The 23152-nt window shown below is 66.7% G+C and carries 22 protein-coding genes and 1 pseudogene; 10 read left to right on the top strand and 13 right to left on the bottom strand.

Annotation, left to right across the window (positions count from 1 at the left end):
* Positions 1 to 130: 130 nt before the first annotated feature.
* The 5 genes from mtgA to mpl all read right to left on the bottom strand — a co-directional run bounded on the left by mtgA (position 131) and on the right by mpl (position 5976).
* Complete coding sequence (mtgA, locus tag HWX62_RS28810) at positions 131 to 868, bottom strand: monofunctional biosynthetic peptidoglycan transglycosylase (protein WP_175927599.1); 738 nt, start codon at positions 866 to 868, stop codon at positions 131 to 133.
* 14 nt (positions 869 to 882) lie between these two features.
* Positions 883 to 1749, bottom strand: a complete 867-nt coding sequence (gene aroE, locus HWX62_RS28805) for a shikimate dehydrogenase (RefSeq protein ID WP_175927598.1) — start codon at positions 1747 to 1749, stop codon at positions 883 to 885.
* Positions 1746 to 3833 (bottom strand): RNB domain-containing ribonuclease, encoded by a 2088-nt coding sequence (locus HWX62_RS28800; RefSeq protein ID WP_175927597.1) that lies wholly within the window; start codon positions 3831 to 3833, stop codon positions 1746 to 1748. Before HWX62_RS28800 ends, aroE begins: the two co-directional genes overlap by 4 nt.
* Positions 3834 to 3913: 80 nt before the next feature.
* Positions 3914 to 4483 carry a YqiA/YcfP family alpha/beta fold hydrolase gene (locus HWX62_RS28795; RefSeq protein WP_175927596.1) on the bottom strand — a complete coding sequence of 190 codons (570 nt, stop codon included), beginning with the start codon at positions 4481 to 4483 and terminating at the stop codon, positions 3914 to 3916.
* Positions 4480 to 5976, bottom strand: a complete 1497-nt coding sequence (gene mpl / locus HWX62_RS28790; protein ID WP_347879945.1) for a UDP-N-acetylmuramate:L-alanyl-gamma-D-glutamyl-meso-diaminopimelate ligase — start codon at positions 5974 to 5976, stop codon at positions 4480 to 4482. The genes HWX62_RS28795 and mpl overlap by 4 nt, the downstream gene beginning before the upstream one ends.
* A gap of 135 nt (positions 5977 to 6111) precedes the next feature.
* Between mpl and HWX62_RS28785 the strand changes: the two genes are divergently transcribed.
* Positions 6112 to 6756: a UDP-N-acetylmuramate--alanine ligase gene (locus HWX62_RS28785; protein ID WP_175927594.1), complete on the top strand. Its 645-nt coding sequence runs from the start codon at positions 6112 to 6114 to the stop codon at positions 6754 to 6756.
* Positions 6757 to 6769: 13 nt separating this feature from the next.
* Here the strand turns inward: HWX62_RS28785 and HWX62_RS28780 are convergent.
* Positions 6770 to 7300, bottom strand: a pseudogene (locus HWX62_RS28780) (RNA-guided endonuclease TnpB family protein); the annotation flags it as partial.
* A gap of 86 nt (positions 7301 to 7386) precedes the next feature.
* On the opposite strand from HWX62_RS28780, the gene HWX62_RS28775 reads away from it, so the two are divergent.
* From HWX62_RS28775 to HWX62_RS28735, 9 genes are all read left to right on the top strand, one after another.
* Positions 7387 to 7938 (top strand): TlpA disulfide reductase family protein, encoded by a 552-nt coding sequence (locus HWX62_RS28775; protein WP_175928155.1) that lies wholly within the window; start codon positions 7387 to 7389, stop codon positions 7936 to 7938.
* Between the two features lie 194 nt (positions 7939 to 8132).
* The gene (aroQ, locus tag HWX62_RS28770) at positions 8133 to 8585 is read left to right on the top strand and encodes a type II 3-dehydroquinate dehydratase (RefSeq protein ID WP_011350880.1); all 453 of its coding nucleotides are present in this window, start codon (positions 8133 to 8135) and stop codon (positions 8583 to 8585) included.
* 67 nt (positions 8586 to 8652) lie between these two features.
* A complete protein-coding gene (gene accB, locus HWX62_RS28765) occupies positions 8653 to 9126 on the top strand; it encodes an acetyl-CoA carboxylase biotin carboxyl carrier protein (protein ID WP_175985298.1) in 474 nt (157 codons plus the stop codon).
* Positions 9127 to 9211: 85 nt separating this feature from the next.
* Positions 9212 to 10579, top strand: a complete 1368-nt coding sequence (gene accC, locus HWX62_RS28760) for an acetyl-CoA carboxylase biotin carboxylase subunit (RefSeq protein ID WP_175927592.1) — start codon at positions 9212 to 9214, stop codon at positions 10577 to 10579.
* A 2-nt stretch (positions 10580 to 10581) separates the two neighbouring features.
* Positions 10582 to 11484 (top strand): 50S ribosomal protein L11 methyltransferase, encoded by a 903-nt coding sequence (prmA, locus tag HWX62_RS28755; RefSeq protein ID WP_175927591.1) that lies wholly within the window; start codon positions 10582 to 10584, stop codon positions 11482 to 11484.
* A gap of 45 nt (positions 11485 to 11529) precedes the next feature.
* Positions 11530 to 12918 (top strand): DUF3426 domain-containing protein, encoded by a 1389-nt coding sequence (locus HWX62_RS28750; RefSeq protein WP_175927590.1) that lies wholly within the window; start codon positions 11530 to 11532, stop codon positions 12916 to 12918.
* Positions 12919 to 12989: 71 nt separating this feature from the next.
* Positions 12990 to 13493, top strand: coding sequence for a thiol peroxidase (gene tpx / locus HWX62_RS28745; protein ID WP_175927589.1), 504 nt, complete (start codon positions 12990 to 12992; stop codon positions 13491 to 13493).
* Positions 13494 to 13578: 85 nt separating this feature from the next.
* The gene (locus HWX62_RS28740) at positions 13579 to 14517 is read left to right on the top strand and encodes a carbohydrate kinase family protein (RefSeq protein WP_175927588.1); all 939 of its coding nucleotides are present in this window, start codon (positions 13579 to 13581) and stop codon (positions 14515 to 14517) included.
* 19 nt (positions 14518 to 14536) lie between these two features.
* The gene (locus HWX62_RS28735; RefSeq protein WP_006476977.1) at positions 14537 to 15010 is read left to right on the top strand and encodes a glycine zipper 2TM domain-containing protein; all 474 of its coding nucleotides are present in this window, start codon (positions 14537 to 14539) and stop codon (positions 15008 to 15010) included.
* Between the two features lie 242 nt (positions 15011 to 15252).
* Here HWX62_RS28735 and HWX62_RS28730 read toward each other — a convergent pair whose 3' ends face one another.
* The 7 genes from HWX62_RS28730 to ccsA all read right to left on the bottom strand — a co-directional run bounded on the left by HWX62_RS28730 (position 15253) and on the right by ccsA (position 23151).
* Positions 15253 to 15885: a histone H1-like DNA-binding protein gene (locus tag HWX62_RS28730; protein WP_175927587.1), complete on the bottom strand. Its 633-nt coding sequence runs from the start codon at positions 15883 to 15885 to the stop codon at positions 15253 to 15255.
* A 28-nt stretch (positions 15886 to 15913) separates the two neighbouring features.
* Positions 15914 to 16240 carry a hypothetical protein gene (locus HWX62_RS28725; protein ID WP_084044093.1) on the bottom strand — a complete coding sequence of 109 codons (327 nt, stop codon included), beginning with the start codon at positions 16238 to 16240 and terminating at the stop codon, positions 15914 to 15916.
* Positions 16241 to 16322: 82 nt separating this feature from the next.
* On the bottom strand, positions 16323 to 17534 hold the full coding sequence (locus HWX62_RS28720) for a ribonucleotide-diphosphate reductase subunit beta (protein ID WP_059500930.1): 1212 nt from the start codon (positions 17532 to 17534) through the stop codon (positions 16323 to 16325).
* A 365-nt stretch (positions 17535 to 17899) separates the two neighbouring features.
* Positions 17900 to 20890, bottom strand: a complete 2991-nt coding sequence (locus HWX62_RS28715; protein WP_175927586.1) for a ribonucleoside-diphosphate reductase subunit alpha — start codon at positions 20888 to 20890, stop codon at positions 17900 to 17902.
* A gap of 452 nt (positions 20891 to 21342) precedes the next feature.
* Positions 21343 to 21933 carry a 1,6-anhydro-N-acetylmuramyl-L-alanine amidase AmpD gene (gene ampD / locus HWX62_RS28710; RefSeq protein ID WP_175927585.1) on the bottom strand — a complete coding sequence of 197 codons (591 nt, stop codon included), beginning with the start codon at positions 21931 to 21933 and terminating at the stop codon, positions 21343 to 21345.
* Positions 21930 to 22244 carry a PP0621 family protein gene (locus HWX62_RS28705; RefSeq protein ID WP_175927584.1) on the bottom strand — a complete coding sequence of 105 codons (315 nt, stop codon included), beginning with the start codon at positions 22242 to 22244 and terminating at the stop codon, positions 21930 to 21932. Before HWX62_RS28705 ends, ampD begins: the two co-directional genes overlap by 4 nt.
* 13 nt (positions 22245 to 22257) lie before the next feature.
* Entirely contained in the window at positions 22258 to 23151 is an 894-nt protein-coding gene (gene ccsA, locus HWX62_RS28700) for a cytochrome c biogenesis protein CcsA (protein WP_175927583.1), read from the bottom strand.
* Between the last annotated feature and the right edge of the window lies 1 nt (position 23152).

Genomic DNA, 23152 nt, shown 5'->3' with positions numbered 1-23152 from the left:
GCATTGCTCGGCAAAACGAAATAGACGAATTCGTCTAAAGGATGTGACCCGCCATGCGCCCGACATGAATGCGCTGCAGCGCACCAATCCTGCGTCGACGGCGGAACGGACAATACAGCGGCGCTGCCGCTCACTCCGATTGCGGCAGTTCAGCCGCGCCCATCCGGCGCGCGATGATCGCCGCCCGCTGCGCCTGGTAGGCCGAGCCGCGATGCGCATCGAACCAGCGCGGCTTCGGCAGCATCACCGCGAGGCGCGCCGACTGCCACGCGCCGAGCCGGCTCGCGGGAATCCTGTAGTAATAGCGTGCGGCCGCTTCGGCGCCGTACACGCCGCGCCCCCATTCGACCGAATTCAGGTAGATCTCGAAGATGCGCTCCTTGTCGAGCACCGTTTCGAGCATCCACGTGATGATCAGCTCCTGCCCCTTGCGGATGTAGCTCTTCTCGCGCGACAGGAACAGGTTGCGGGCGAGCTGCTGCGTGATCGTCGAGCCGCCCGCGACGATCCGGCCGCGCGCCTTGTTCTTCTCCCACGCCTGCAGGATCGCGTCGACGTCGTAGCCGTTGTTGGTCGCGAAGGTCGCATCTTCGGAAGCGATCAGCGCCCGCTTCAGGTTGCGCGAGATCTGGTCGTACGGCACCCACTGGTGCCGGATCTGCGCGGGCGGCGTGTCGCGCGACAGCCACCACGCGTCGGTGCGCATGAACGCGGTCGAGCCCGGGTTCACGAACGACCACAGCGCGATCTGCGCGAGATAGAACAGTTGCGTCGCGAACCATGCGCCCGCGAACACCGATCCCGCGTAGACGACCCAGCGAGCGACGCTCACCGAGCGCGTGCGCTGCGTGCCGCTCACCGCCACCACGTGCCGCGCTCCGCTCAGCTCGCCGCGAGCGCCTGGCGCAGCGCGGCCAGCACCGGTGCGCCGTCGGGCCGCACGCCGCGCCAGATGAAGAACGATTCGGCCGCCTGCTCGACCAGCATCCCGAGGCCGTCGGCCGTGCGCGCGCCGAGCGACGCCGCGTGCTGCATGAACACGGTCGGCTGCGCGCCGTACATCATGTCGTATGCGAGCGTGCCCGCGCCGAACGCCGCCGCGTCGCACTCGGGCAGCGCGGCATCGAGGCTGCCGGCCGTCGCATTGATCACCACGTCGTACGGCTCGGCCCGCACGACACCCGGGCCGCCGCCCGCGAGCGTGCAGCCCGCGTCGTGCGCGGCCTGCATGAACTGGCCGACGAGCGCTTCGGCCTTGCTCGCGGTGCGGTTCACGATCGCAATCGACAGCGGTGCGCGGTCGAGCAGCGGCAGCACGACGCCGCGCGCCGCGCCACCCGCGCCGAGCAGCAGGATGCGCGCCCCCGCGAGCGACACGCCGAGATTCGCCTCGATGTCGCGCACGAGGCCGACGCCGTCGGTGTTGTCGCCATGGATGCGGCCGTCGGCGTCGATCCGCAGCGTGTTCACCGCGCCGGCCGCCGCCGCGCGCGGCGACAGCGTGTCGGCGAGCGCATGCGCGTCGAGCTTGAACGGCACCGTCACGTTCGCGCCGCGACCGCCTTCGGCGACGAACGCGCGCACGGCCGCGTCGAACCCGTCGACCGGCGCGAGCCGGTGCGTGTACTCGATCGGCTCGCCGGTCTGCGCGGCGAACTGCGCGTGGATGAACGGCGACTTGCTGTGCGCCACCGGGTTGCCGAACACGACATAGCGGTCGATGCCGCGCGCCGACGCAGCTGCGTTCATGATGCGCGCCCCTCTTCGCCGTCGTCGCCGTTCGCGGCTTCGGCACCGGCCTGCGCCGATGCATCGTCGGCCTCGGCCAGCGCCTCGGCCTCGGTTTGCGCCGACGCGTCTTCCGCGTCGACCAGCGTGTCGTCGCCGCCTTCGGCGTCCTCCTCTTCGTCGGCCGCGTCGCCGCTCGTCACGGTCGGCGCGTCGAGCACGTTCAAGAGGCGCACCGACGCCTCGATCGTCAGTTCGTCGAGCGACATCACGTCGAGCAGCACGCGCGTGCCGCGCGCATGCACGCCGAGCCCCGGCACGTGGAGCAGCAGCGGGATTTCCTCGAGACGCACGAGATCGCCCTTCACGACGCTCGCGACGACCTGCTTCTTCTGCTCCTGCGCGAGCCAGCGCAGACACCAGAAATACTCCATCCGGCGCTGGTAGTCGGCGTAGGCCGTGTACGTATCGTCGAAGCCCTGCACGACCGCGTACAGGTCGGCGTCCTTCGGCTTGAACGGCGCGGCGAGCTTCGCGGTGACGCCGTGCTGCACGCACGCGAGCAGTTGCCACTGGTTCACGAGGTCGACGTAGCGGCGCAGCGGCGACGTGCTCCACGCGTACTGCGCGACGCCGAGGCCTTCGTGCGGCGCAGCCGTCGTCTGCATCCGCGTGCGCTTCGGGCCCGGCGCGCCGAAGCCGCGCTGCGACCGGTAGATGCCCGGCACCGTGTGGTCGTGCAGGAACGCGCCCCAGGTCGAGTTCGCGAGGATCGCGAGCTCCGACACGATCAGGTCGAGCGGCGAGCCGCGGCGGCGCGGCGTGATCTTCACGTGCTCGCCCTCGACGTAGAAGTTGTAGTCGGTGTTGCGCTGCACCTCGCGCTTCAGGCCGTAGCCCGCGCGCGCGACCTGGCGCTTCTCGAACAGCGCCTGCGCGAGCGGCCACAGCACCGCGATGTCGTCCTTGTGCGGGTAGTCGCCGGTGCCGGCCGCGAGCGTCTCTTCGGTGACGAGCTCGTCGAGCGTGTTGTGGCGCAGGTTGTGCTTCACGAACACGAGCTCGGCGCGCGTCTCGTTCGCGACGATCTCCTGCGTGTCGCGGTTCACGATGATGTACAGCGACAGCGCCGGGCGATAGTCGCCCTCCTTCAGCGTGAACACGTCGACGACGTCGTCCGGCAGCATCGTGATCTTGTCGCCCGGCATGTAGACGGTCGACAGGCGCGCGCGCGCGATCGCGTCGACCGGGTCGCCGCGCACGATGCCGAGCGCCGGCGCCGCGATGTGCACGCCGACCCGCACGCGGCCGTCGGACAGGTGTTCGACCGAGAACGCGTCGTCGATTTCGGTCGTCGTGATGTCGTCGATCGAGAACGCCTCGACGTCGGCGCGCGGCAGGTCGTCCGGCAGCGGGCCGACCGTGACGGGCGGAAAGCCCGTGCCGTGCGGGAAGAATTCCGCGAGGAAGCGCGCTTCGTGCAGCGCACGCGGCGACTCGATGCCGCCGCAATCGAGCATCAGTCGCGCCGGCGATACGCCGCGCGCGCCGGCCGCCGCTTCCATCGCCTTGTATTCGATCGAATTCTTGTCCGGCCGCGTCAGCAACCCGAGCACCTTGCCCGCGAACGCTTCCGGCAGCTTGCCGGCCTTCAGCTCTTCTTCGTACTGCGCCTGCACGAGCGCCTGCTGGCGCTTGCGCTCGAGCGACGCGAGCGCCATCTTGAGCTGCTCTTCCGGCGCGCGCTGGTACTGGCCGCGCCCTTTGCGACGGAAGTAGACGGGCGAGCCGTGCAGCCGCAGCACGAGCGCGGCGCGCTCGACCGGGCCGTACGTCGCGCCGAAGTACTCGGCGGCGAGCGCCGTGTACGCGAACTCGTCGGCCGGCGCGCATTCCCACAGGAAGTCCAGATCGATCTGCTGCGCGGCCGTGTCGGCCGCCTGCATCAGTTCGCTCGCGGCCGGCTTGTCGAACTCGATCAGCACGTCTTTCGCGCGCACCTTCGCGCGCCGCCCGCCGGGCAACTCGACCTGAAATGCGTCGCCCTGGCGCGACAGCACGCTGCCCGCCTTGAAACTGCCCGATTCCTCGAAGAAAACGTTCACTCAGTACTCTCGTTCAGACTGCCGGGCGCCGCATCGGCGGCGCCGCATGATGATGGGGATTCGATCGGCCCGCGGCCGGTTTATGACGTCTTTCCGTCGCAAAACGCGAGAACGTCGTCGACATAGTCGGCAAATTCGCTGATTCCGTGATCGCTGCCCTCGATCACGCGGGTTTTCGCGCCCGGGTAATGGGCGAGCATCTCGCGATAATCGAGCACTTCGTCGCCGGTCGCCGCGAACAGATAGTAGCGGTCGGCGCGGGTGATCGCCGGCACGTGCAGCGCATCGAGCTCGTGCAGGTGACGGCGCTCGACGACGATCGTCCCGCCGCCGTGCCATAGCGGCTGCTCGCCCAGATGCTGTTCGAGATCGCGCTGCGGCACGATCGCCGGATTCAGCAGCACGGCCTTCCAGCCATGCTTTTCGGCGAGCCACGTCGCGTAATAACCGCCGAGCGAGCTGCCGATCACGGTGACCTCGCGTGCGCCCGCCACTTCGGCTTCCGCGACGGCGATCGCCTCGAGCGGCGACACCGACAGCGACGGGCACCGCCAGTCGCCGGTGCGGCCGAGTTCGGCCATGCGCGCGGCGAGCAGCCGCGATTTCTGCGATTCCGGCGACGACCGGAAGCCGTGCAGATACAGGATCACGTGCGGCTCCCGAGCGCGTCGAGCAGCTTCTGGTGCACGCCGCCGAAGCCGCCGTTGCTCATCACGAGCACGTGGTCGCCCGGCCGCGCGGCCTCGACCACCGCCTTCACCAGCAGATGCAGATCGTCGAATGCGCGTGCGCGCTCGCCGAGCGGCGCGAGCGCTTCGGCGAGATTCCAGCCGAGCGCGTCGCGCCCGGTCGGCGCGCCGTAGCCGAACACGAGATCGGCATCGGCGAGGCTCGCCGGCAGTTGCGACTTCATCACGCCGAGCTTCATCGTGTTCGAGCGCGGCTCGAGCACGGCGAGAATGCGGGCATTCTGGCGACCGATGCGCGCACGAAGGCCGGCGATCGTGGTGTCGATCGCGGTCTGATGGTGCGCGAAATCGTCATAGACGGTCACGCCGTCCACGCTGCCGCGCACTTCCATGCGGCGCTTCACGTTGCGGAACGATGCAAGCGAAACGGCTGCCTGCGCGGGCGGTACGCCGACGTGGCGCGCGGCGGCGATCGCCGCGAGCGCGTTCATCCGGTTGTGATCGCCCTGCACCTGCCAGGCGACTTCGCCGACACGCTCAGCCTGCGAATACACCGCGAAGCGTTCGTCGACCGGCACGCCGTCCTCGGCCGGCAGCGCCTGCCAGCCGCCGTCGACGCCGAAACGCTCGACCTCGCTCCAGCAGCCGCGCGCGAGCACGCGCTCGAGCGCCTCCGAGCGGCCGTTCGTGACGAGCCGCCCGACGCCGGGCACCGTGCGTACCAGATGATGGAATTGCGTCTCGATCGCGGCGAGATCGGGGAAGATGTCGGCGTGATCGAATTCGAGGTTGTTCAGTACCGCGGTGCGCGGCCGGTAGTGCACGAACTTCGAGCGCTTGTCGAAGAATGCCGTGTCGTACTCGTCGGCCTCGATCACGAAGAAGCTCGAATCGGTGAGCCGCGCGGACACGCCGAAGTTCAGCGGCACGCCGCCGATCAGGAAGCCAGGGTTCAGCCCGGCGTCCTCCAGCAGCCACGCGAGCATCGAGGACGTGGTCGTCTTGCCGTGCGTGCCCGCGACCGCGAGCACCCATTTGCCGGCCAGCACGTGCTCGCCGAGCCACTGCGGGCCCGACACGTAAGGCAGGCCGCGATCGAGGATCGCCTCCATCAGCGGGTTGCCGCGCGTGACGACGTTGCCGATCACGAACAGGTCCGGCTTCAGGTCGATCTGCTCGGCGCCGTAGCCCTCGATCAGCGTGATGCCCTGCGCCTCGAGCTGCGTGCTCATCGGCGGATAGACGCCCGCGTCGCACCCCGTCACCGTGTGGCCCGCCTCGCGCGCGAGTACGGCGAGACCGCCCATGAAGGTGCCGCAGATGCCAAGAATATGGATGTGCATAGATGAATGCTTTCGCGCCGCCGGGCGCCGTCGATTCGGAAAGGATGCGTGTGTGTCGCGCCGGACGGGCCGTGCGGCCGGTGCCCGGCCGACGACTTTGCCGCGACACAAAGAGCACTATTGTAACTGACGGCCCGCGATGCCCGGCGCCCCGAACGATGCGCGCCGGCGGTGCCGGCGCCCTCGGGCGGCAGGCCGCCGCCCCCGTGCTCGGGCGCCGCGACGATCGAGTATGATTGCCGGATCATGTCTCGCAAACCTCTTGTCGACCCGCGGCGCGTCCGCGAGGAAATCGCCCAGTCCGCCGCTCGCCTGATCGCGGAGGACGGCCTGGACTACGCCGGCGCGAAACGCAAGGCCGCGCGCCAGTTGCTGGGCGATTCGCGCGTTGCCGGCGAATGGCTGCCAGATAACGACCAGATCGAGGAAGAACTGCGCGAGTACCTCGCGCTGTTCCAGAGCGACACGCAGCCGGACGAACTGCGCCGCCTGCGCGAGATCGCGCTCGACTGGATGCGCCGGCTCGCCGAGTTCCATCCTTATGTGACGGGCGCCGTGCTGAACGGCACCGCGAACGCGCATTCGGACATCCATTTGCAGGCATTCACCGACAACCCGAAGGATGTCGCGATCTACCTGCTGAACCAGAACGTCCAGTACGACGTGTCCGAGACGCGGCATTTCGCGGGCCGCGGCGACGTCGAGACGCTCAGTTTCCTGTGGCGCCCGCGGCGCGACGTGGACGCGATCGGCATCCATCTCGCGCTGTATGCGAGCGACGACCTGCGCGGCGCGGTGAAGGCCGACGCGCGCGGCCGCGTCGCCCGCGCGGACGCCGCCGCGCTGCGCGCGCTCGTCGAGGCGAGCCAGGCCCCTTCCGAACCGGATTGACGTCCTCCTCCGCCTAAAGGCAGAGGATTCCCACACCTGGCGATGCACGTCCGCATCGGAGAATGTTCAACGCAGCGTTGGTATCTCGATCATGCTCGACACCACAGTCACTGCAGGCCCACTCTCTTATTCGCAGTCCCGCGATACCTTTCGGCCGCGTCGTGCTGTCTTTCGACCCGCACGACGAACAGGACTGGGTCGAACCGCTTTCGTCGACTTCCTCGAACGTGGCCCCGTGCGCGATCGCCTTGTAGCGGAGCTTGTTTCGGAAGGACGACCAGGATGCGTCGTAGACGCTCTTCGCCATCCTGGTTCTGGCAAGTTTGACGGCAGATACGTTGCCAACCGCGATGTAATCGAAACGCCGCACCAGGTCGAGCGCGAGCTTGTGTTGGAAATCGGCACGGGCGTTCGTCACTTTGGCGTGCAACTTCGCGCTATGCCGCTTGTGCTTGTGCGCACGCTGCGCCTTCGCCAGCTTTTCCGCCGCTCGTCGACCGAACGGGTCATTGGGCAGCTTCTCGCCGATCGAAAGTGTGGCGAAGGTGATCCTAACCCGTGGAAGAAGCTGCCTGTCAACCCCACTCCTTTCCTTCCCGCCATCATTGGCGGGGTTTCTCGGAGCAAATTCTGATGATGAAACGCATGTTGGCGCTTGCGGTGGTCGCGGCCGCCGCCGTCGCCGGCGGGATCGCCGCCGGTCACTGGTTCCGCGGCACGGCCGACGACGGCGTCGCCGTCGCCGCGCCGGCCGCCCACGGCAACCCGGTCGACCAGCTGTGGGCGTCGTCGCTCACCGGCGTCGACGGCAAGCCGGCCACGCTGGCCGCCTTCAAGGGTCAGAAGGTTGTCGTCAACTTCTGGGCGTCGTGGTGCGGCCCATGCGTGGAGGAGATGCCCGAGCTCGTCGCGCTGTCGCACCAGTACAAGCAGAAGGGCATCCGTTTCGTCGGGATCGGCGTCGATTCCGAGCAGAACGTGAAGAACTTCCTGCAGAAGGTGAAGGTCGACTACCCGGTCTTCGTCAGCGGCTATGCGGGCGCCGATCTGGCCCGTAATTTCGGAAATACCGCCGGTGCGCTGCCGTTTACCGTCGTCATCGACGCAACCGGCAAGATCCGCGAGACAAAATTGGGACAAATCCAGCCGGCCGAGCTGAAAAAGACGCTCGACGCGCTGTAATCCGCCCGAACGGCAACCTGCGCGTTGGCGGCGATTTGCGGGTCAATCGCCGCAATTTCGCGTGAATTCGCCGGTACTTTCGATCCACACCGGTAATTCTTGCAGGTCCAGCGCGCCTGGCCGTTCGGCAAAACTAGACAAATTTCTCTAAATAGCGCTAAAGTTCGCGCAATTCCGCAGAAATAGAAGCGACCATGACACGATTGCTGGTGTTGCACGGCCCCAACCTGAACCTTCTCGGCACCCGGGAACCGGAGGTGTACGGCCGCGTCACGCTCGCGCAGATCGATCAGGCGCTTGCCGCGCGCGCCCGGGAAGCCGGCGCGGAACTGTCGTCGTTCCAGAGCAACCATGAGGGCGCGCTGGTCGACCGCATCCAGGCCGCGCGGGAGGAACAGACCGATTTCATCCTGATCAATCCGGCCGCGTATACGCATACGAGCGTTGCGATCCGGGACGCGATCGCCGGTGTTGGCATCCCGTTCGTCGAGGTTCACCTGTCGAACGTGCATCGCCGCGAAGCGTTCAGGCACCACTCCTATTTTTCCGACCAGGCCGAAGGCGTGATCTGCGGGCTTGGCTGGAAAGGTTATCTGTACGCGCTCGAGTACGCGCTGGACAAGCTGCAAGGCACGTCGCGCGGCTGATTTCGCGATCTAGATTCAGCGCCGGCCGCTAACCGGCGCTTTCACGTATTGAAAAGGGGAATTCCCGATGGATCTTCGTAAGCTGAAAACTCTGATCGACCTCGTTTCCGAATCCGGCATCTCCGAGCTGGAAGTGACGGAAGGCGAAGGCAAGGTGCGTATCGTCAAGAACGCGCCGCCGGTCTACGTGCAGCCGACGGCTGGGTTTGCCCCGCAAGTCAGCGCGCCCGCTCCGTCGGTCGCGCTGCCGACCGAAGGCGCCGCCGCGCCGGCCGCCGGCGCCGCACCCGCACCGGCCGCCCCGCAGGGCCACGTCGTGACGTCGCCGATGGTCGGCACGCTCTATCGCGCACCGTCGCCGGGCGCCGACCCGTTCGTGCAGGCCGGCGACACGGTCAAGGAAGGCCAGACGATCTGCATCATCGAAGCGATGAAGCTGCTCAACGAGATCGAGTCGGACAAGGCCGGCGTGATCAAGGAAATCCTCGTCGAGAACGGCCAGGCCGTCGAATACGGCCAGCCGCTTTTCGTGATCGGCTAAGCCCGCCGCGCGGCCTTGCCGGCCGCGCGCCGCCGATGCTCGCCAGGCGCCGTTCGCGCGCCCCTCGAAGAGACGAATACTCGCTATGTTTGAAAAAATCCTCATTGCCAACCGCGGTGAAATCGCGCTGCGCATCCAGCGCGCGTGCCGCGAACTCGGCGTCAAGACGGTGGTCGTCTACTCGGAAGCCGACAAGGAAGCCAAGTACGTGCGCCTCGCGGACGAAGCCGTCTGTATCGGCCCGGCCCCGTCGAACCTGAGCTACCTGAACATGCCGGCGCTGATCAGCGCCGCGGAAGTCACCGATGCCGAGGCGATCCACCCCGGCTACGGCTTCCTGTCGGAGAACGCCGATTTCGCGGAGCGCGTCGAGCAGTCGGGCTTCACGTTCATCGGCCCGCGTCCGGAAACGATCCGCCTGATGGGCGACAAGGTCACCGCGAAGCAGACGATGATCAAGACCGGCGTGCCGTGCGTGCCGGGCTCGGAAGGCGCGTTGCCGGAAGATCCGAAGGAGATCGTCAAGATTGCGCGCGCGATCGGCTATCCGGTCATCATCAAGGCGGCCGGCGGCGGCGGCGGGCGCGGGATGCGCGTCGTGCACACCGAAGCCGCGCTCGTCAACGCGGTCAACATGACCCGCGAGGAAGCCGGCCGTGCGTTCGGCAACCCGCAGGTGTACATGGAGAAGTTCCTCGAGAACCCGCGCCACATCGAGATCCAGGTGCTGTCGGACGCGCACAAGAACGCGATCTGGCTCGGCGAACGCGACTGCTCGATGCAGCGCCGCCACCAGAAGGTGATCGAGGAAGCGCCGGCGCCGGGCATTCCGCGCCGCCTGATCGACCGCATCGGCGACCGCTGCGCGGACGCGTGCAAGAAGATGGGCTACCTCGGTGCGGGCACGTTCGAATTCCTGTACGAAAACGGCGAGTTCTACTTCATCGAGATGAACACGCGCGTGCAGGTCGAGCACCCGGTATCGGAGCTGATCACGGGCGTCGACATCGTGCAGGAACAGATCCGCATCGCGGCCGGCGAGAAGCTCGCGCTGCGCCAGCGCGACATCCAGTTCCGCGGACATGCGATCGAATGCCGGATCAACGCCGAAGATCCGTTCAAGTTCACGCCGTCGCCGGGCCGGATCACGTCGTGGCATACGCCGGGCGGCCCCGGCGTGCGCGTCGATTCGCACGCCTACAATGGCTATTTCGTGCCGCCGAACTATGATTCGATGATCGGCAAGCTGATCACCTACGGCGCGACGCGCGAACAGGCGATCCGCCGGATGCGCATCGCGCTGTCGGAAATGGTCGTCGAAGGCATCCAGACCAACATCCCGCTGCACCGCGAGCTGATGATCGACTCGAAGTTCGTCGAAGGCGGCACCAGCATCCATTACCTCGAAAACCGGCTCGCGCAGAAGCAGCAGGTCGCACCGGAAGAAGCGTAAGCATGAGTTATCGCGAACTCGTCGTCGAACTGGCCCGCGAGCATGCGGAGGCCCTGTCCGACGCGCTGCTCGATCTCGGCGCGCTGTCGGTGTCCGTCGAGGACGCCGACGCCGACACGCCCGACGAACAGCCGCTCTTCGGCGAGCCGGGCCTCGTGCCCGATCGCACCGCGTGGCAGCACTCGCGCGTGGTCGCGCTGCTATCGGCCGATCATGAGCCGGCCGTGCTGCTCGCGGCGGCCGCGAACGAGATCGGTATTGCCGAGACGCCGAAGTTCGTCGTGCGCGAAGTCGAGGAGCAGGACTGGGTGCGGCTCACGCAGTCGCAGTTCGAGCCGATCCCGATCGGCGAACGGATCTGGGTCGTGCCGTCGTGGCACGATGCGCCCGATCCCGATGCGCTCGTCCTCGAGCTCGACCCCGGCCTCGCGTTCGGCACCGGCAGCCATCCCACCACCCGTCTGTGCATGGAGTGGCTCGAGGAGTCGGTGAAGCCGGGCCAGTCGGTGCTCGACTACGGCTGCGGCTCGGGCATCCTCGCGATCCTCGCGAAGAAATGCGGGGCCAACCCCGTGATCGGCATCGACATCGATCCGCAGGCGGTCGAATCGGCGCGCCAGAACAGCGAGCGCAATCGGGCGGACGTCACGTACGGGCTGCCCGATGCCTGCCCGGACGGCGAATTCGACATCGTCGTCGCGAACATCCTGTCGAACCCGCTGAAGCTGATGGCGTCGATGCTCGCGTCGAAGGTCAAGCCCGGCGGGCGCATCGCGCTGTCGGGCGTGCTCGCGCGCCAGGCGGACGAAGTCGCGGCCGTCTATGCGCGCTATGTCGACATCTCGGTCTGGCGCGAACACGAAGGTTGGGTATGCCTTGCCGGAACCCGCCGCGAAAGCCATTAGAATAGCGCTGTCCTTCACTCTGGCCAGCAGGCCGCCCGGCTCGACATGCTTCTTGCGACGCGCTGCCCTCATTGCGAAACCGTCTTCCGGCTGCAGCAGGAACAGCTCTCGCTGCATCAGGGGCTCGTGCGCTGCGGGCATTGCCACGAAGTCTTCAACGCTTCCGAATCGCTCGTTCCCGAGTATGCGCCGCAGCCCGAGCCGGCATTGACCGAACCGGCTGCCGCGCCGGACGGCGGCGATGCGCATCCGCAGGCCGCGCCGGCCCGGCTGTTCGCCGCCGACGCGCCGGCCGGCCTGCCGGCCGGCGCCAATTACAGGCCGGAAGGCTGGGACATGTGGGCGCCGTGGCTCGACGCCGGTGTCGATCCGTCGTTGCAGCACAGCGTCGAAACCGTGCGCACGGAGCCGCTGATACCGCTCGCGCTGCCGTCCACGGAAACCGGCGTCGTCCATCTGTCGGGTACGCCCGCGCCGTTCGCGTCCTCTCCAGCCGAACTCGATCCGTCGGCCGCCGTCGAGCAGCCGGCCGAACCGCATTCGCCGCCAACGCGGCACGACCCGCACGAAGCCGAAGAAGCCGCACCGTCGCCCGCGCCGTTCGCGCGCGATCCGCACGAGCCGCGCTTCGTCGCCCATTTTCCGTCGGAAACGGAAACTGCCGCCGATGCCGCCGAACCCGTCGGCCCCGCGCACTTCACCGCGCCCGACGACGCACGCGCGCCGCGCGAACCGCGTTTTGCGTTCACGCCCGCACGGGCCGTCACCGAAACCGAAATCGCGTCGGAACCCGGCACCGTCGCGCGGCACGACGAGACGCCGACAACAGCAGCGGCCGATGAGCCGGTCGCCCCGCCGGTCGCCCAGCCGGTCGCCCCGTTCCCCGCCGCACTGACCGACGACGATCGTCCGCACTTCGCCGTCACGCGCGAGACGCGCGCGCCGCAGCGACGTGGAATGCTCGGCGGCTTTTTCGGCGGCCTCGTCGCCGTTGCACTGGTCGGGCTGCTCGTCGCGCAACTGGCGTGGTGGCAGCGCGAAACGCTGATGATCTACTGGCCCGCCACGCAGGGCTGGTTCCGGCAGGCGTGCGCGCCGCTCGGCTGCACGGTCACGCCGCCGCGCGCGATCGACGGGCTGCGGCTCGACGCGACCGACCTGCGCCAGCTCGACGGCCCGCGCGAGCTCGAACTGAAGGTGCCGCTGACGAACCGCTACCGCGTCGCGCTCGCGTACCCGTCGCTCGAACTCACGCTGCTCGACGACACCAATCACGTCACCGTGCGCCGCGTGCTCGCGCCGCGCGACTACGTGCGCCCGGGCACGCCGATCGACGCCGGGCTGCCGCCCGGCACGACGCAGACGATGATCGTCCGCCTCGAAACGAACGGCACGCCGGCGTCGAATTTCCGCGTCCAGATCTTCTATCCGTGACGCACCGCGGCGCGCTTGCGCGCCCGTCTCAACCCGCGCGCCCGAGCGGCGCGCTATTTCGGAGCACGAACATGAGCAAAGTTACGCTGGGTGGCAACCCGATCGATCTCGCCGGCACGTTCCCGGCCGTCGGCTCGCAAGCCGCCGACTTCAAGCTGGTCGGCAAGGATCTCGCCGATCTGACGCTCGCCAGCTTCGCCGGCAAGCGCAAGGTTCTGAACATCGTGCCGAGCCTCGACACGCCGACCTGCGCGACGTCGACCCGCAAGTTCAACGAAGCCGCGTCGTCGCTCGACAACACGGTCGTGATCGTCGTGTCCGCCGACCTGCCGTTCGCCGCCACGCGTTTCTGCACGACCGAAGGCCTCGCGAACGTCGTGACGGCATCGACGTTCCGCACCGGCCGCGCGTTCGCGAACGCATACGGCGTCGACGTGACGAGCGGCCCGCTGAACGGCCTGACGGCCCGCGCGGTGGTCGTGCTCGACGCGCAGGACAAGGTGATCCACGCGGAACTCGTCGGCGAAATCAAGGACGAGCCGAACTACGATGCAGCGCTCGCCGCTCTGAAGTAAGCTTTCTTCCGCTTTCCCCTGCTGCGCCGCGCCCTTCGCGCGGCGTTGTCGCGCGGGGCCCCTCATTTCTACAGGAACGCACACCTTGGCTACGCTGATTTGCGGCTCGATCGCCTACGACTCCATCATGACCTTCGAAGGGCGGTTCCGCGAGCACATCCTGCCCGACCAGGTGCACCTCATCAACCTGAGCTTCCTCGTGCCGACGATGCGTCGCGAATTCGGCGGCTGCGCGGGCAACATCGGGTATGCGCTGCACCTGCTCGGCGGCGATGCGCGCATCATGGGCACGATGGGCGCGCTGGATGCGCAGCCGTATCTCGACCGGCTCGACCAGCTCGGCCTGCGCCGCGACCACGTTCGCGTGCTGCCCGATACGTACACCGCGCAGGCGATGATCACGACCGATCTCGACAACAACCAGATCGCGGCGTTCCACCCGGGCGCGATGATGCAGTCGCACCTGAACCACGCGGGCGACGCGCCGGACATCAAGCTCGCGATCGTCGGCCCGGATGGCTTCGACGGGATGGTGCAGCACGTGGAAGAGCTCGCCAGGGCCGGGGTGCCGTTCGTGTTCGATCCGGGTCAGGGGCTGCCGCTGTTCGACGGTGCGACGCTGCGCCGCAGCATTGAACTTGCGACGTATGTCGCGGTCAACGACTACGAGGCCAAGCTGGTGAGCGACAAGACGGGATGGTCCGAAGATGAAATCGCCAGCCGGGTCGACGCGCTCGTCATCACGCGGGGCGAGCACGGCGCGATCATCCGCCACAAGCAGGGCACGGAGCAGATTCCGGTCGTGCCGGCCGAGCGCATCGCCGATCCGACCGGCTGCGGCGACGCCTTCCGGGGCGGCCTGCTGTACGGCATCGAGCATGGCCTCGACTGGGCAACCACGGGTCGCCTCGCGAGCCTGATGGGCTCGCTCAAGATCGCCCATCAAGGGCCCCAGACTTACGTACTGACGCGAGCCGAAATCGACGCACGCTTCGAGACTGCATTCGGTTACAGTCTCAAATGAATATTGTGGGAGAGCAAAGATGTTGACGAAAAAAACCCTCACGCTCGCGGCCATGCTGACGGCCACGCTGACTCTCGCCGGCTGCTTCACGGCACCCGGTTCGGCGGATGTCTATAGCGTCGGGCAGGCGCAGCGCGAACAAACGGTCCGCATGGGCACGGTCGAAAGCGTCCGTGCGGTGCGCATCCAGTCCGACGGCGGCGGCAGCGCGATCGGCACGCTCGGCGGCGGCGCACTCGGTGCGGTCGCGGGCAGCGCGATCGGCGGCGGCAAGGGCTCGATCCTGACGGCCATCGCCGGCGGCCTCGTCGGTGCGGTCGCGGGTAACGCCGTCGGTGAAAACCTCAGCACCGCGAATGGTGTCGAGATCACCGTGCGCCTCGACAACGGCGATCTGCGCTCGATCACGCAGGCAGCCAGCGGCGAAGCGTTCCGCGCCGGCGAACGCGTACGCCTGCTGTCGAGCGGCGGCGTCACGCGCGTCACGCACTGACCGGTATCCTCAGCACGCGGCGCAAGCCGCGGTCGAACGCATGTGCGAAGCCGCACATGCGTTTTTTTTCGTCCGCCGGTTTTCGCTTACGCTCGCGTCGGCCAGCCGGTCGACGCCCCACACGGACAGACATACGAACGAAAAAAATCCCGCCACCTGAGCCAGATGGCGGGATTGATTGAGTAGCGCTACTCAACCCACGGACACCACGTGAGTGTCCGGGTGATGCTGCTCAGCCGCGATTACGGACGGCTGCCGGTCGGGAACGGCCATGCCGCTGCCGGGTTGAGCGCGGTCTTCACGCCCGATGCCGGCGCAACCGATGCGGTCGACGCGGTCGTTGCCGGTGCAGCCTTCTTCACGACGGCCTTCTTCGGCGCAGCAGCCTTCTTCGCCGGTGCGGCAGCCTTCTTCGCAGGGGCAGCCTTCTTGGCGGGCGCGGCCTTCTTCGCGGCAGCCTTCTTCGCAGGCGCGGCCTTCTTCGCAGCAGCCTTCTTCGCCGGCGCGGCCTTCTTCGCAGCAGCCTTCTTCGCCGGTGCGGTCTTCTTCGCAGCAACCTTCTTCACTGCGACTTTCTTGGCTGCAACCTTCTTCGCGGCGGCCTTCTTAGCCGGTGCTGCCTTCTTCGCGGCAACCTTCTTCACCGCGACTTTCTTCGCTGCAACCTTCTTCGTTGCGACCTTCTTGGCTGCGACCTTCTTTGCAGCGGCCTTCTTCGCCGGTGCTGCCTTCTTCGCGGCAACCTTCTTCACCGCGACCTTCTTCGCAGCAACCTTCTTCACTGCAGCCTTCTTCGCCGGAGCAGCAGCCTTCTTCGCAACGGTCTTCTTGGCAGCAACCTTCTTAGCAGCCGGTTTCTTCTTGGCAGTAGCCATGTTGTTCTCCTTCAGGTTCAGATGAGAGTCAGTTCAAACTACACCCTTCGTCAAAACCCGCTTCCCGCGGACGCTGTTCAGGACGTGCGCTTCGAAGCGGGCTATTCATCGGCGTACGCAGATACCGCGCGCTTACGCTAATGAATACGGTATGGCGCGCGTGACCACCCGGCCTCGCGCGCCAAATCAAGTCGGTAGCCGGCGCACCTCGCGCCGCTACCCCTAATCGCTTGATCAAGCGGACCGCCACACGGCCGTCCGCTTTTTCCGGAGGGAAGTTTGCCCATCCCACTGAAGGGTTCGCAAAGTGCCTGTCGTATCGTTGGGCCGTTAAGGCACCGGGCATGCTTTGCATCAGGCGTTCTTGCTCCTAAACCTTGGGCCGGGGCCGAGAGGCCACCGGCTGCTCCATCGTGTAACGGGTTCGCTGCTGCGGGTTATTCCCAGGACAGCGCGCCCCCCGTCTGATACTCGATCACACGCGTCTCGAAGAAGTTGCGCTCCTTCTTCAGGTCGATCATCTCGCTCATCCACGGGAACGGGTTTTCCTCGTTCGGGAACAGCGGGTCGAGGCCGATCTGCTGGCAACGGCGGTTGCTGATGAAGCGCAGATAGCTCTTGAACATCGACGCGTTCAAACCCAGCACGCCGCGCGGCATCGTGTCTTCGGCGTAGCGGTATTCGAGTTCGACAGCCTGCTTGAACAGCTCGCGGATCTCGGCGCGGAACTCCGCGGTCCAGAGATGCGGGTTCTCGAGCTTGATCTGGTTGATCAGGTCGATGCCGAAGTTGCAGTGCATCGACTCGTCGCGCAGGATGTACTGGTATTGCTCCGCAGCACCCGTCATCTTGTTCTGGCGGCCGAGTGCGAGGATCTGCGTGAAGCCGACATAGAAGAACAGGCCTTCCATGATGCAGGCGAACACGATCAGCGACTTCAGCAGCTTCTGATCCGCTTCGAGCGTGCCGGTCTTGAAGGCCGGGTCCGTCAGCGTATGGATGAACGGGATCAGGAATTCGTCCTTCGCACGGATCGACGGTACCTCGTGGTACGCGTTGAAGATCTCGCCTTCGTCGAGGCCGAGCGATTCGACAATATATTGGTACGCGTGCGTGTGGATCGCTTCTTCGAACGCCTGGCGCAGCAGGAACTGCCGGCACTCGGGCGCCGTGATGTGGCGGTACGTGCCGAGCACGATGTTGTTCGCCGCGAGCGAATCGGCCGTCACGAAGAAGCCGAGGTTGCGCTTCACGATGCGGCGCTCGTCCTCGGTCAGACCGTTCGGGTCCTTCCACAGCGCGATGTCGCGGGACATGTTGATTTCCTGCGGCATCCAGTGGTTCGCGCAACCGGCCAGATACTTTTCCCACGCCCACTTGTACTTGAACGGCACCAGCTGATTGACGTCAGTCTGGCCGTTGATGATGCGCTTGTCGGCGACATTGACCCGCGCTTCCGAACCGCCGGCGGGAACAGCCGATGCTTGCGGCGGCACCGCAAGATCGCCTTCGAAAATGTCACGGACCTGATGGGCGGCAGGCGTTGCAGCCTGCATTCCGACAGCCATCCCGGCGGAGGTGCGCATCGCGTTTTGCTGCGCTCCGCTCGCGGGGGTTACGGCAGTCTTCTCGTCATCCCAGTTGAGCATAAATTCTCACCATCAATTTAGAACGGTTTGTACCATCTTTTCCTGAGCGATAAAAGGGTTCGCTCACGAAAAATCCTTTTTTCGATTCGCGTTGCGACCTCGATACAACACTTTGAGCAACGCATCGTCGTTCATGCAGCGCGCGATGTGAGTCGCGCGTGGTTCTCGAGGTGCGCTCGACGCATCGAACGCTGATCGAAACGCGACGCCGTCGGGGCTGTTTCGATCGCTTGTCGCTGCCTGCAACGCAGGTGTCGCGTTACAGATTCCTTATCATTTTTTTAGTAGAGAGCGACGCACACTTCAACCTCGATCGGTCGTCGTGTGCGCCGCCCGGGCCTGCTTCTCAGGTCAGGCGCACTGCGTTACTGGCACGCTTCGCATTCGTCGAAGCCGGGGTCGCCCGGGCGCATCGTGCACACCGGACCGTCCGCTTCGACCGGCGCGAGCGCCGACGCTGCGCTGACCGCGCCCGACGACACATCGCCGCCCGCCGCCCCGAAGCCGCCCGCCGCGCCTTGCGCGCCGCCGCTGCCCGCACCGCCCGTCGGCACGGCGTTCAGCGCGCCGTGCGCGACCGTCGACTTCTCGACGTGCGTCGCCGCCATCGTGCGGAGGTAGTAGGTCGTCTTCAGGCCGCGCAGCCAGGCGAGCTTGTAGACCTCGTCGAGCTTCTTGCCCGACGCGCCGCCCATGTAGATGTTCAGCGACTGCGCCTGGTCGATCCACTTCTGGCGACGCGATGCCGCTTCGACCAGCCACGTCGGGTCGACTTCGAACGCGGTCGCGTAGATCGCGCGCAGGTCGGCCGGGATGCGGTCGATGCGCGACAGCATGCCGTCGAAGTACTTCAGGTCGGCGACCATCACTTCGTCCCACAGGCCGCGCTCCTTCAGGTCGCGGACGAGGTACTCGTTCACCACCGTGAATTCGCCCGACAGGTTCGACTTCACGTACAGGTTCTGGAAGGTCGGCTCGATACAGGCCGACACGCCGATGATGTTCGAGATCGTCGCCGTCGGCGCGATCGCGACGCAGTTCGAGTTGCGCATGCCGTGCGCGGCGATCCGCGCGCGCAGCGTCGTCCAGTCGAGCGATTCCGACGTGTCGACCTCGACGTAGCCGCCGCGCGCTTCGGTCAGCAGCTTCAGCGTGTCCTGCGGGAGGATGCCGCGATCCCACAGCGAGCCGCGGTAGCTCGAGTAGCGGCCGCGTTCCTCGGCCAGCTCGGTCGACGCGTAGTACGCGTAGTAGCAGACGGCTTCCATCGAACGGTCGGCGAACTCGACCGCCGCCGGCGACGCGTACGGCGTGCGCAGCAGGTGCAGGCAGTCCTGGAAGCCCATGATGCCCAGGCCGACCGGGCGGTGCTTCAGGTTCGAGTTACGCGCCTTCGGCACCGCGTAGTAATTGATGTCGATCACGTTGTCGAGCATGCGCATCGCGACGCTGATCGTGCGCTTGAGCTTGTCGTGGTCGAGCGCGTAGCTGCCGTCGGCCTGCTTCACCAGGTGGGCGACGAGGTTCACCGAGCCCAGGTTGCACACCGCGATTTCGGTGTCGCTCGTGTTCAGCGTGATTTCCGTGCACAGGTTCGACGAGTGGACGACGCCGACGTGCTGCTGCGGCGAGCGCACGTTGCACGGATCCTTGAACGTGATCCACGGGTGGCCCGTCTCGAACAGCATGCCGAGCATCTTGCGCCAGAGCTGCTGCGCCGGGATCTTCTTGAACAGCTTGATCTCGCCGCGCGCGACCTTGTCTTCGTAAGCCGTGTAAGCCGCCTCGAATTCCGCGCCGAACTTGTCGTGCAGGTCCGGGCAGGTCGACGGCGAGAACAGCGTCCAGTCGGCGCCTTCCATCACGCGCTTCATGAACAGGTCGGGAATCCAGTTCGCCGTGTTCATGTCGTGCGTACGGCGACGGTCGTCACCGGTGTTCTTGCGCAGCTCCAGGAACTCCTCGATGTCGAGGTGCCACGATTCCAGGTACGCGCACACCGCGCCCTTGCGCTTGCCGCCCTGGTTCACCGCGACGGCCGTGTCGTTCACGACCTTCAGGAACGGGACCACGCCCTGCGACTTGCCGTTCGTGCCCTTGATATGCGAGCCGAGTGCGCGCACGCGCGTCCAGTCGTTGCCGAGGCCGCCGGCGAACTTCGACAGCAGCGCGTTTTCCTTCAGCGCTTCATAGATGCCGTCGAGATCGTCCGCGACCGTCGTCAGGTAGCACGACGACAGCTGCGAGCGGTGCGTGCCCGAGTTGAACAGCGTCGGCGTCGAACTCATGAAGTCGAAGCTCGACAGCACGTTGTAGAACTCGATCGCGCGCGTTTCGCGGTCGATCTCGTTCAGCGAGAGGCCCATCGCGACGCGCATGAAGAATGCCTGCGGCATTTCGATGCGGGTGCCTTCGACGTGCAGGAAGTAGCGGTCGTACAGCGTCTGCAGGCCGAGGTAGCCGAACTGCAGGTCGCGGTTCGCGTCGAGCGCTTCGCCGAGGCGCTTCAGGTCGAACTGCAGCAGCTTGTCGTCGAGCAGGCCGGCGTCGACGCCGCGCTTCAGGAACTGCGGGAAGTATTCGGCGTAGCGGGTCGACATCTCGGCCTGCACGACTTCCTCGCCGAGGATCTCGCGACGGATCGTGTGCAGCAGGATGCGGGCCGTGACCTGGCTGTATGCCGGATCCTTTTCGATCATCGTGCGGGCCGCGAGGATCGCCGAGTCGTAGACCTGGCTCATCGGCACGCCGTCGTACAGGTTCTTCACCGTCTCCGCGACGATCGGGTCAGGGTTAACCGCGGTGCCGAGGCCGTCGCACGCCGACACGATCAGCGCGCGCAGCGCGTTCAGGTCGAGCGGGCGCGTGACGCCGTTGTCGACGACGTTGATGCCGGTGCTCGACTCGCCGCCCGCTGCCGCCGCTTCCTCGCCCGCATGCTGGCGCTCGAGGTGGCGCTTCTCGCGATACAGCACGTACGCCCGCGCGACGTTGTGTTCGCCGCCGCGCATCAGCGCGAGTTCGACCTGGTCCTGGATGTCTTCGATATGGAACGTACCGCCGTTCGGGCGGCTGCGCACGAGCGCGCGAACGACGTTGTGCGTCAGTTGTTCGACCTGCTCGCGCACGCGCGCCGATGCCGCGCCCTGCCCGCCATTGACGGCCAGGAAAGCCTTGGTCACCGCGATCGCGATCTTCGAAGGTTCGAACGACACCACGCTGCCGTTGCGGCGGATCACCTTGTAGTCGGCGAACGTGGCCTGCGGCGCGAGCGCCTTCGCGCCCTGTTCGGTCCCGCCGAGCGGACGGCTCGAGGCGCTCTCGTACTGGGACGTCGCGTTGTCGGTGGTTTGCATGTGCAAAGCTCCTGGTGTTGGATGGTGCGGAGAGAACCGCGGATTAAAACGAACGCTGCGCAATGCGGTGCGCGAGCGGTAAGAGGCGAGCGATGCGCCGGGGAAGCCGGTTCGGTCGATGCGCGACAACCCGGCCGGTCGTGTGCTTCGTCATGTATACCCTGCCCCGTCGATGTTCGCTGCGCTGGTCGCGACGCCCGGACCGCCCGGCCTGGTGCGCCGCCTTGAGAACCCTGTCCGCCGGCGTTGCCCGCCGGCCGGTGCCGCTCGGGTTTTCCCCTGCGACATACACTATATCTAGTACAGAACTGCTCAACTGGCACCAAGTATAGTGGACATTCGGAGGACGTCCAAACGGAGAATTTGCGATAGAGGACTTGACATCGTTCACGCGCAGACACGGCAAGGCATTGGTCGGAGAAAAAACTTTTTCCGATCAAAAAACCCCGCGATCAGTGCTGACGGAAAGGAAAGTATTCGGCGGAAAAACCGGCATCGCTCGCGAAGCGTTGCCAATCGAAATGCGGGCCCGGGTCGGTCTTGCGGCCCGGCGCGACGTCCGAGTGCCCCGCGAACGCGTCGACCGGGTAGCGCGCGGCGAGCGCACGGGAGAGCGCGGCGAGCACCGCGTATTGCGCATCGTCGAACGGCACGTCGTCCGCGCCTTCGAGCTCGATGCCGATCGAGAAGTCGTTGCAGCGCGTGCGGCCGAAGAACTCGGACGCGCCCGCGTGCCACGCGCGCTCGTCGCACGATACGAACTGCACGAGTTCGCCGCCGCGGCGGATCAGGAAATGGGCGGAGACGCGCACGCCGCGCAGATGGCTCTGGTAATAGGGGTGCGCATCGCAGTCGAGGCGATTCAGGAACAGCGCCTCGATCGCGTCGCCGCTGAATTCGCCGGGCGGCAGGCTGATGTTGTGGACGATCACGAGCGTCGGCACCGCACCCGCGGGCCGCCTCTCGAAGTTCGGCGACGGCGCATGGCGCGCTTCGCGCACCCAGCCGTTCGCGTCGACCGACAACACCGGCGCGTCGCTCATCGCGCGTCGCGACCGTTCACGCGCGCGGCATGGCGTTGCGCATGCTCCGCGCTGCAGAAGTATTCGCCGCTCGCGGCAATGGCGTCGCCCTTCGGCGCATGCACGCCGCACTCGGCGCAGCGCACCATCGGTTCGGGGAGCGAGCGCGCGTCGCCGTTCGGGCGCGCGGCACCCGCGCCGGCGCCGGGCGCAGCGTCGTAACCGGCGCCGCGACCCGCGCGCGCCTGCGCCTGTTCCTGCGCGTGACGCAGCTTGCGCGCGAGCCACGAACCCGCGAAGAAGAGAAGGATCAGGAGAAGAATCTGTCGCATCGGAAACCTGCGGTCAAACCACGGAGCGGTGCAGCAGCACCTCGAAAACGAACCGGCTGCCGACATACGCGAGCAGCAGCGCGGCGAACGACACGAGCACCCAGCGCGCGGCGCCGCGGCCGCGCCAGCCCGACGTCTTGCGGGCCACCAGCAGGCCGCCGAACATCAGCCACGACAGGATCGCGAATACCGTCTTGTGGTCGAGCCGCAGCGCGCGCGCGTCGACCTGCTCGCTGAACAGGATGCCCGACGCGAGCGTGAGCGTCAGCAGCACGAAGCCGGCGCCGATCAGGCGGAACAGCAGCTTCTCGAGCGTGAGCAGCGGCGGCAGCGTTTCGAGCCAGCTCGCGATCCAGCCCGTCGAACCGTCGCGCCCGCCGCTCCTCAGCGACTGCAGGCGCCGCTCGACCATCAGCATCAGGATCGCATGCAGCGCGGCGATCGCGAACAGGCCGTACGCGATGTTCGCGATCAGGAAATGCAGCTTGAACAGCGGCGCTGCGGCATAAGGCAGCACCCGCACGCCGCCGAACACGAGCGGCAGCAGCGACGCGCCGCACGCGAGCGGCAGCACCAGCAGGCGCAGGCTGTCGAGCGGGAAGAAGAAGCTCTCGATCCAGTAGATGCCGGCACCGAGCCAGAACATCGCGGACAGCGCGAACGCGAAGCCGAACACCATCGCGTCGTTCGGAAAGATCGTCATGTGGAGCAGCACGCCGTGCGCGACCAGCGCGGCGAACAGCAGCGCGCGGCCGGCCCCGCTCATCCCGGACGCGGCGGACGCGGGGACCGGCACGGCCGGCACGCTCGCGACGAGCGGCGTCGCGCCCTGGCGGTGCGCGCGCCAGCCTGCGACGGCGAGGCCGCCGTACAGGAATGCGGTGAGGGCATACAGTACAATATCCATG

The sequence above is a fragment of the Burkholderia sp. BCC0506 genome, from assembly GCF_902833145.1.
Taxonomy (GTDB): Bacteria; Pseudomonadota; Gammaproteobacteria; order Burkholderiales; family Burkholderiaceae; genus Burkholderia.
This window is presented reverse-complemented; position numbering and strand designations above follow the sequence as displayed.

What these genes read in the sequence shown, in the direction of transcription:
- HWX62_RS28785 (WP_175927594.1), top strand. Translation starts at nt 6,112, where the DNA reads ATGTCTCGCAAACCTCTTGTCGACCCGCGGCGCGTCCGCGAGGAAATC.
- HWX62_RS28750 (WP_175927590.1), top strand. Translation starts at nt 11,530, where the DNA reads ATGCTTCTTGCGACGCGCTGCCCTCATTGCGAAACCGTCTTCCGGCTG.
- tpx (WP_175927589.1), top strand. Translation starts at nt 12,990, where the DNA reads ATGAGCAAAGTTACGCTGGGTGGCAACCCGATCGATCTCGCCGGCACG.
- ampD (WP_175927585.1), bottom strand. Translation starts at nt 21,933, where the DNA reads ATGAGCGACGCGCCGGTGTTGTCGGTCGACGCGAACGGCTGGGTGCGC.
- ccsA (WP_175927583.1), bottom strand. Translation starts at nt 23,151, where the DNA reads ATGGATATTGTACTGTATGCCCTCACCGCATTCCTGTACGGCGGCCTC.
- accC (WP_175927592.1), top strand. Translation starts at nt 9,212, where the DNA reads ATGTTTGAAAAAATCCTCATTGCCAACCGCGGTGAAATCGCGCTGCGC.
- HWX62_RS28720 (WP_059500930.1), bottom strand. Translation starts at nt 17,534, where the DNA reads ATGCTCAACTGGGATGACGAGAAGACTGCCGTAACCCCCGCGAGCGGA.
- HWX62_RS28715 (WP_175927586.1), bottom strand. Translation starts at nt 20,890, where the DNA reads ATGCAAACCACCGACAACGCGACGTCCCAGTACGAGAGCGCCTCGAGC.
- prmA (WP_175927591.1), top strand. Translation starts at nt 10,582, where the DNA reads ATGAGTTATCGCGAACTCGTCGTCGAACTGGCCCGCGAGCATGCGGAG.
- HWX62_RS28735 (WP_006476977.1), top strand. Translation starts at nt 14,537, where the DNA reads ATGTTGACGAAAAAAACCCTCACGCTCGCGGCCATGCTGACGGCCACG.
- aroE (WP_175927598.1), bottom strand. Translation starts at nt 1,749, where the DNA reads ATGAACGCAGCTGCGTCGGCGCGCGGCATCGACCGCTATGTCGTGTTC.
- HWX62_RS28730 (WP_175927587.1), bottom strand. Translation starts at nt 15,885, where the DNA reads ATGGCTACTGCCAAGAAGAAACCGGCTGCTAAGAAGGTTGCTGCCAAG.
- HWX62_RS28705 (WP_175927584.1), bottom strand. Translation starts at nt 22,244, where the DNA reads ATGCGACAGATTCTTCTCCTGATCCTTCTCTTCTTCGCGGGTTCGTGG.
- aroQ (WP_011350880.1), top strand. Translation starts at nt 8,133, where the DNA reads ATGACACGATTGCTGGTGTTGCACGGCCCCAACCTGAACCTTCTCGGC.
- accB (WP_175985298.1), top strand. Translation starts at nt 8,653, where the DNA reads ATGGATCTTCGTAAGCTGAAAACTCTGATCGACCTCGTTTCCGAATCC.
- HWX62_RS28725 (WP_084044093.1), bottom strand. Translation starts at nt 16,240, where the DNA reads ATGCAAAGCATGCCCGGTGCCTTAACGGCCCAACGATACGACAGGCAC.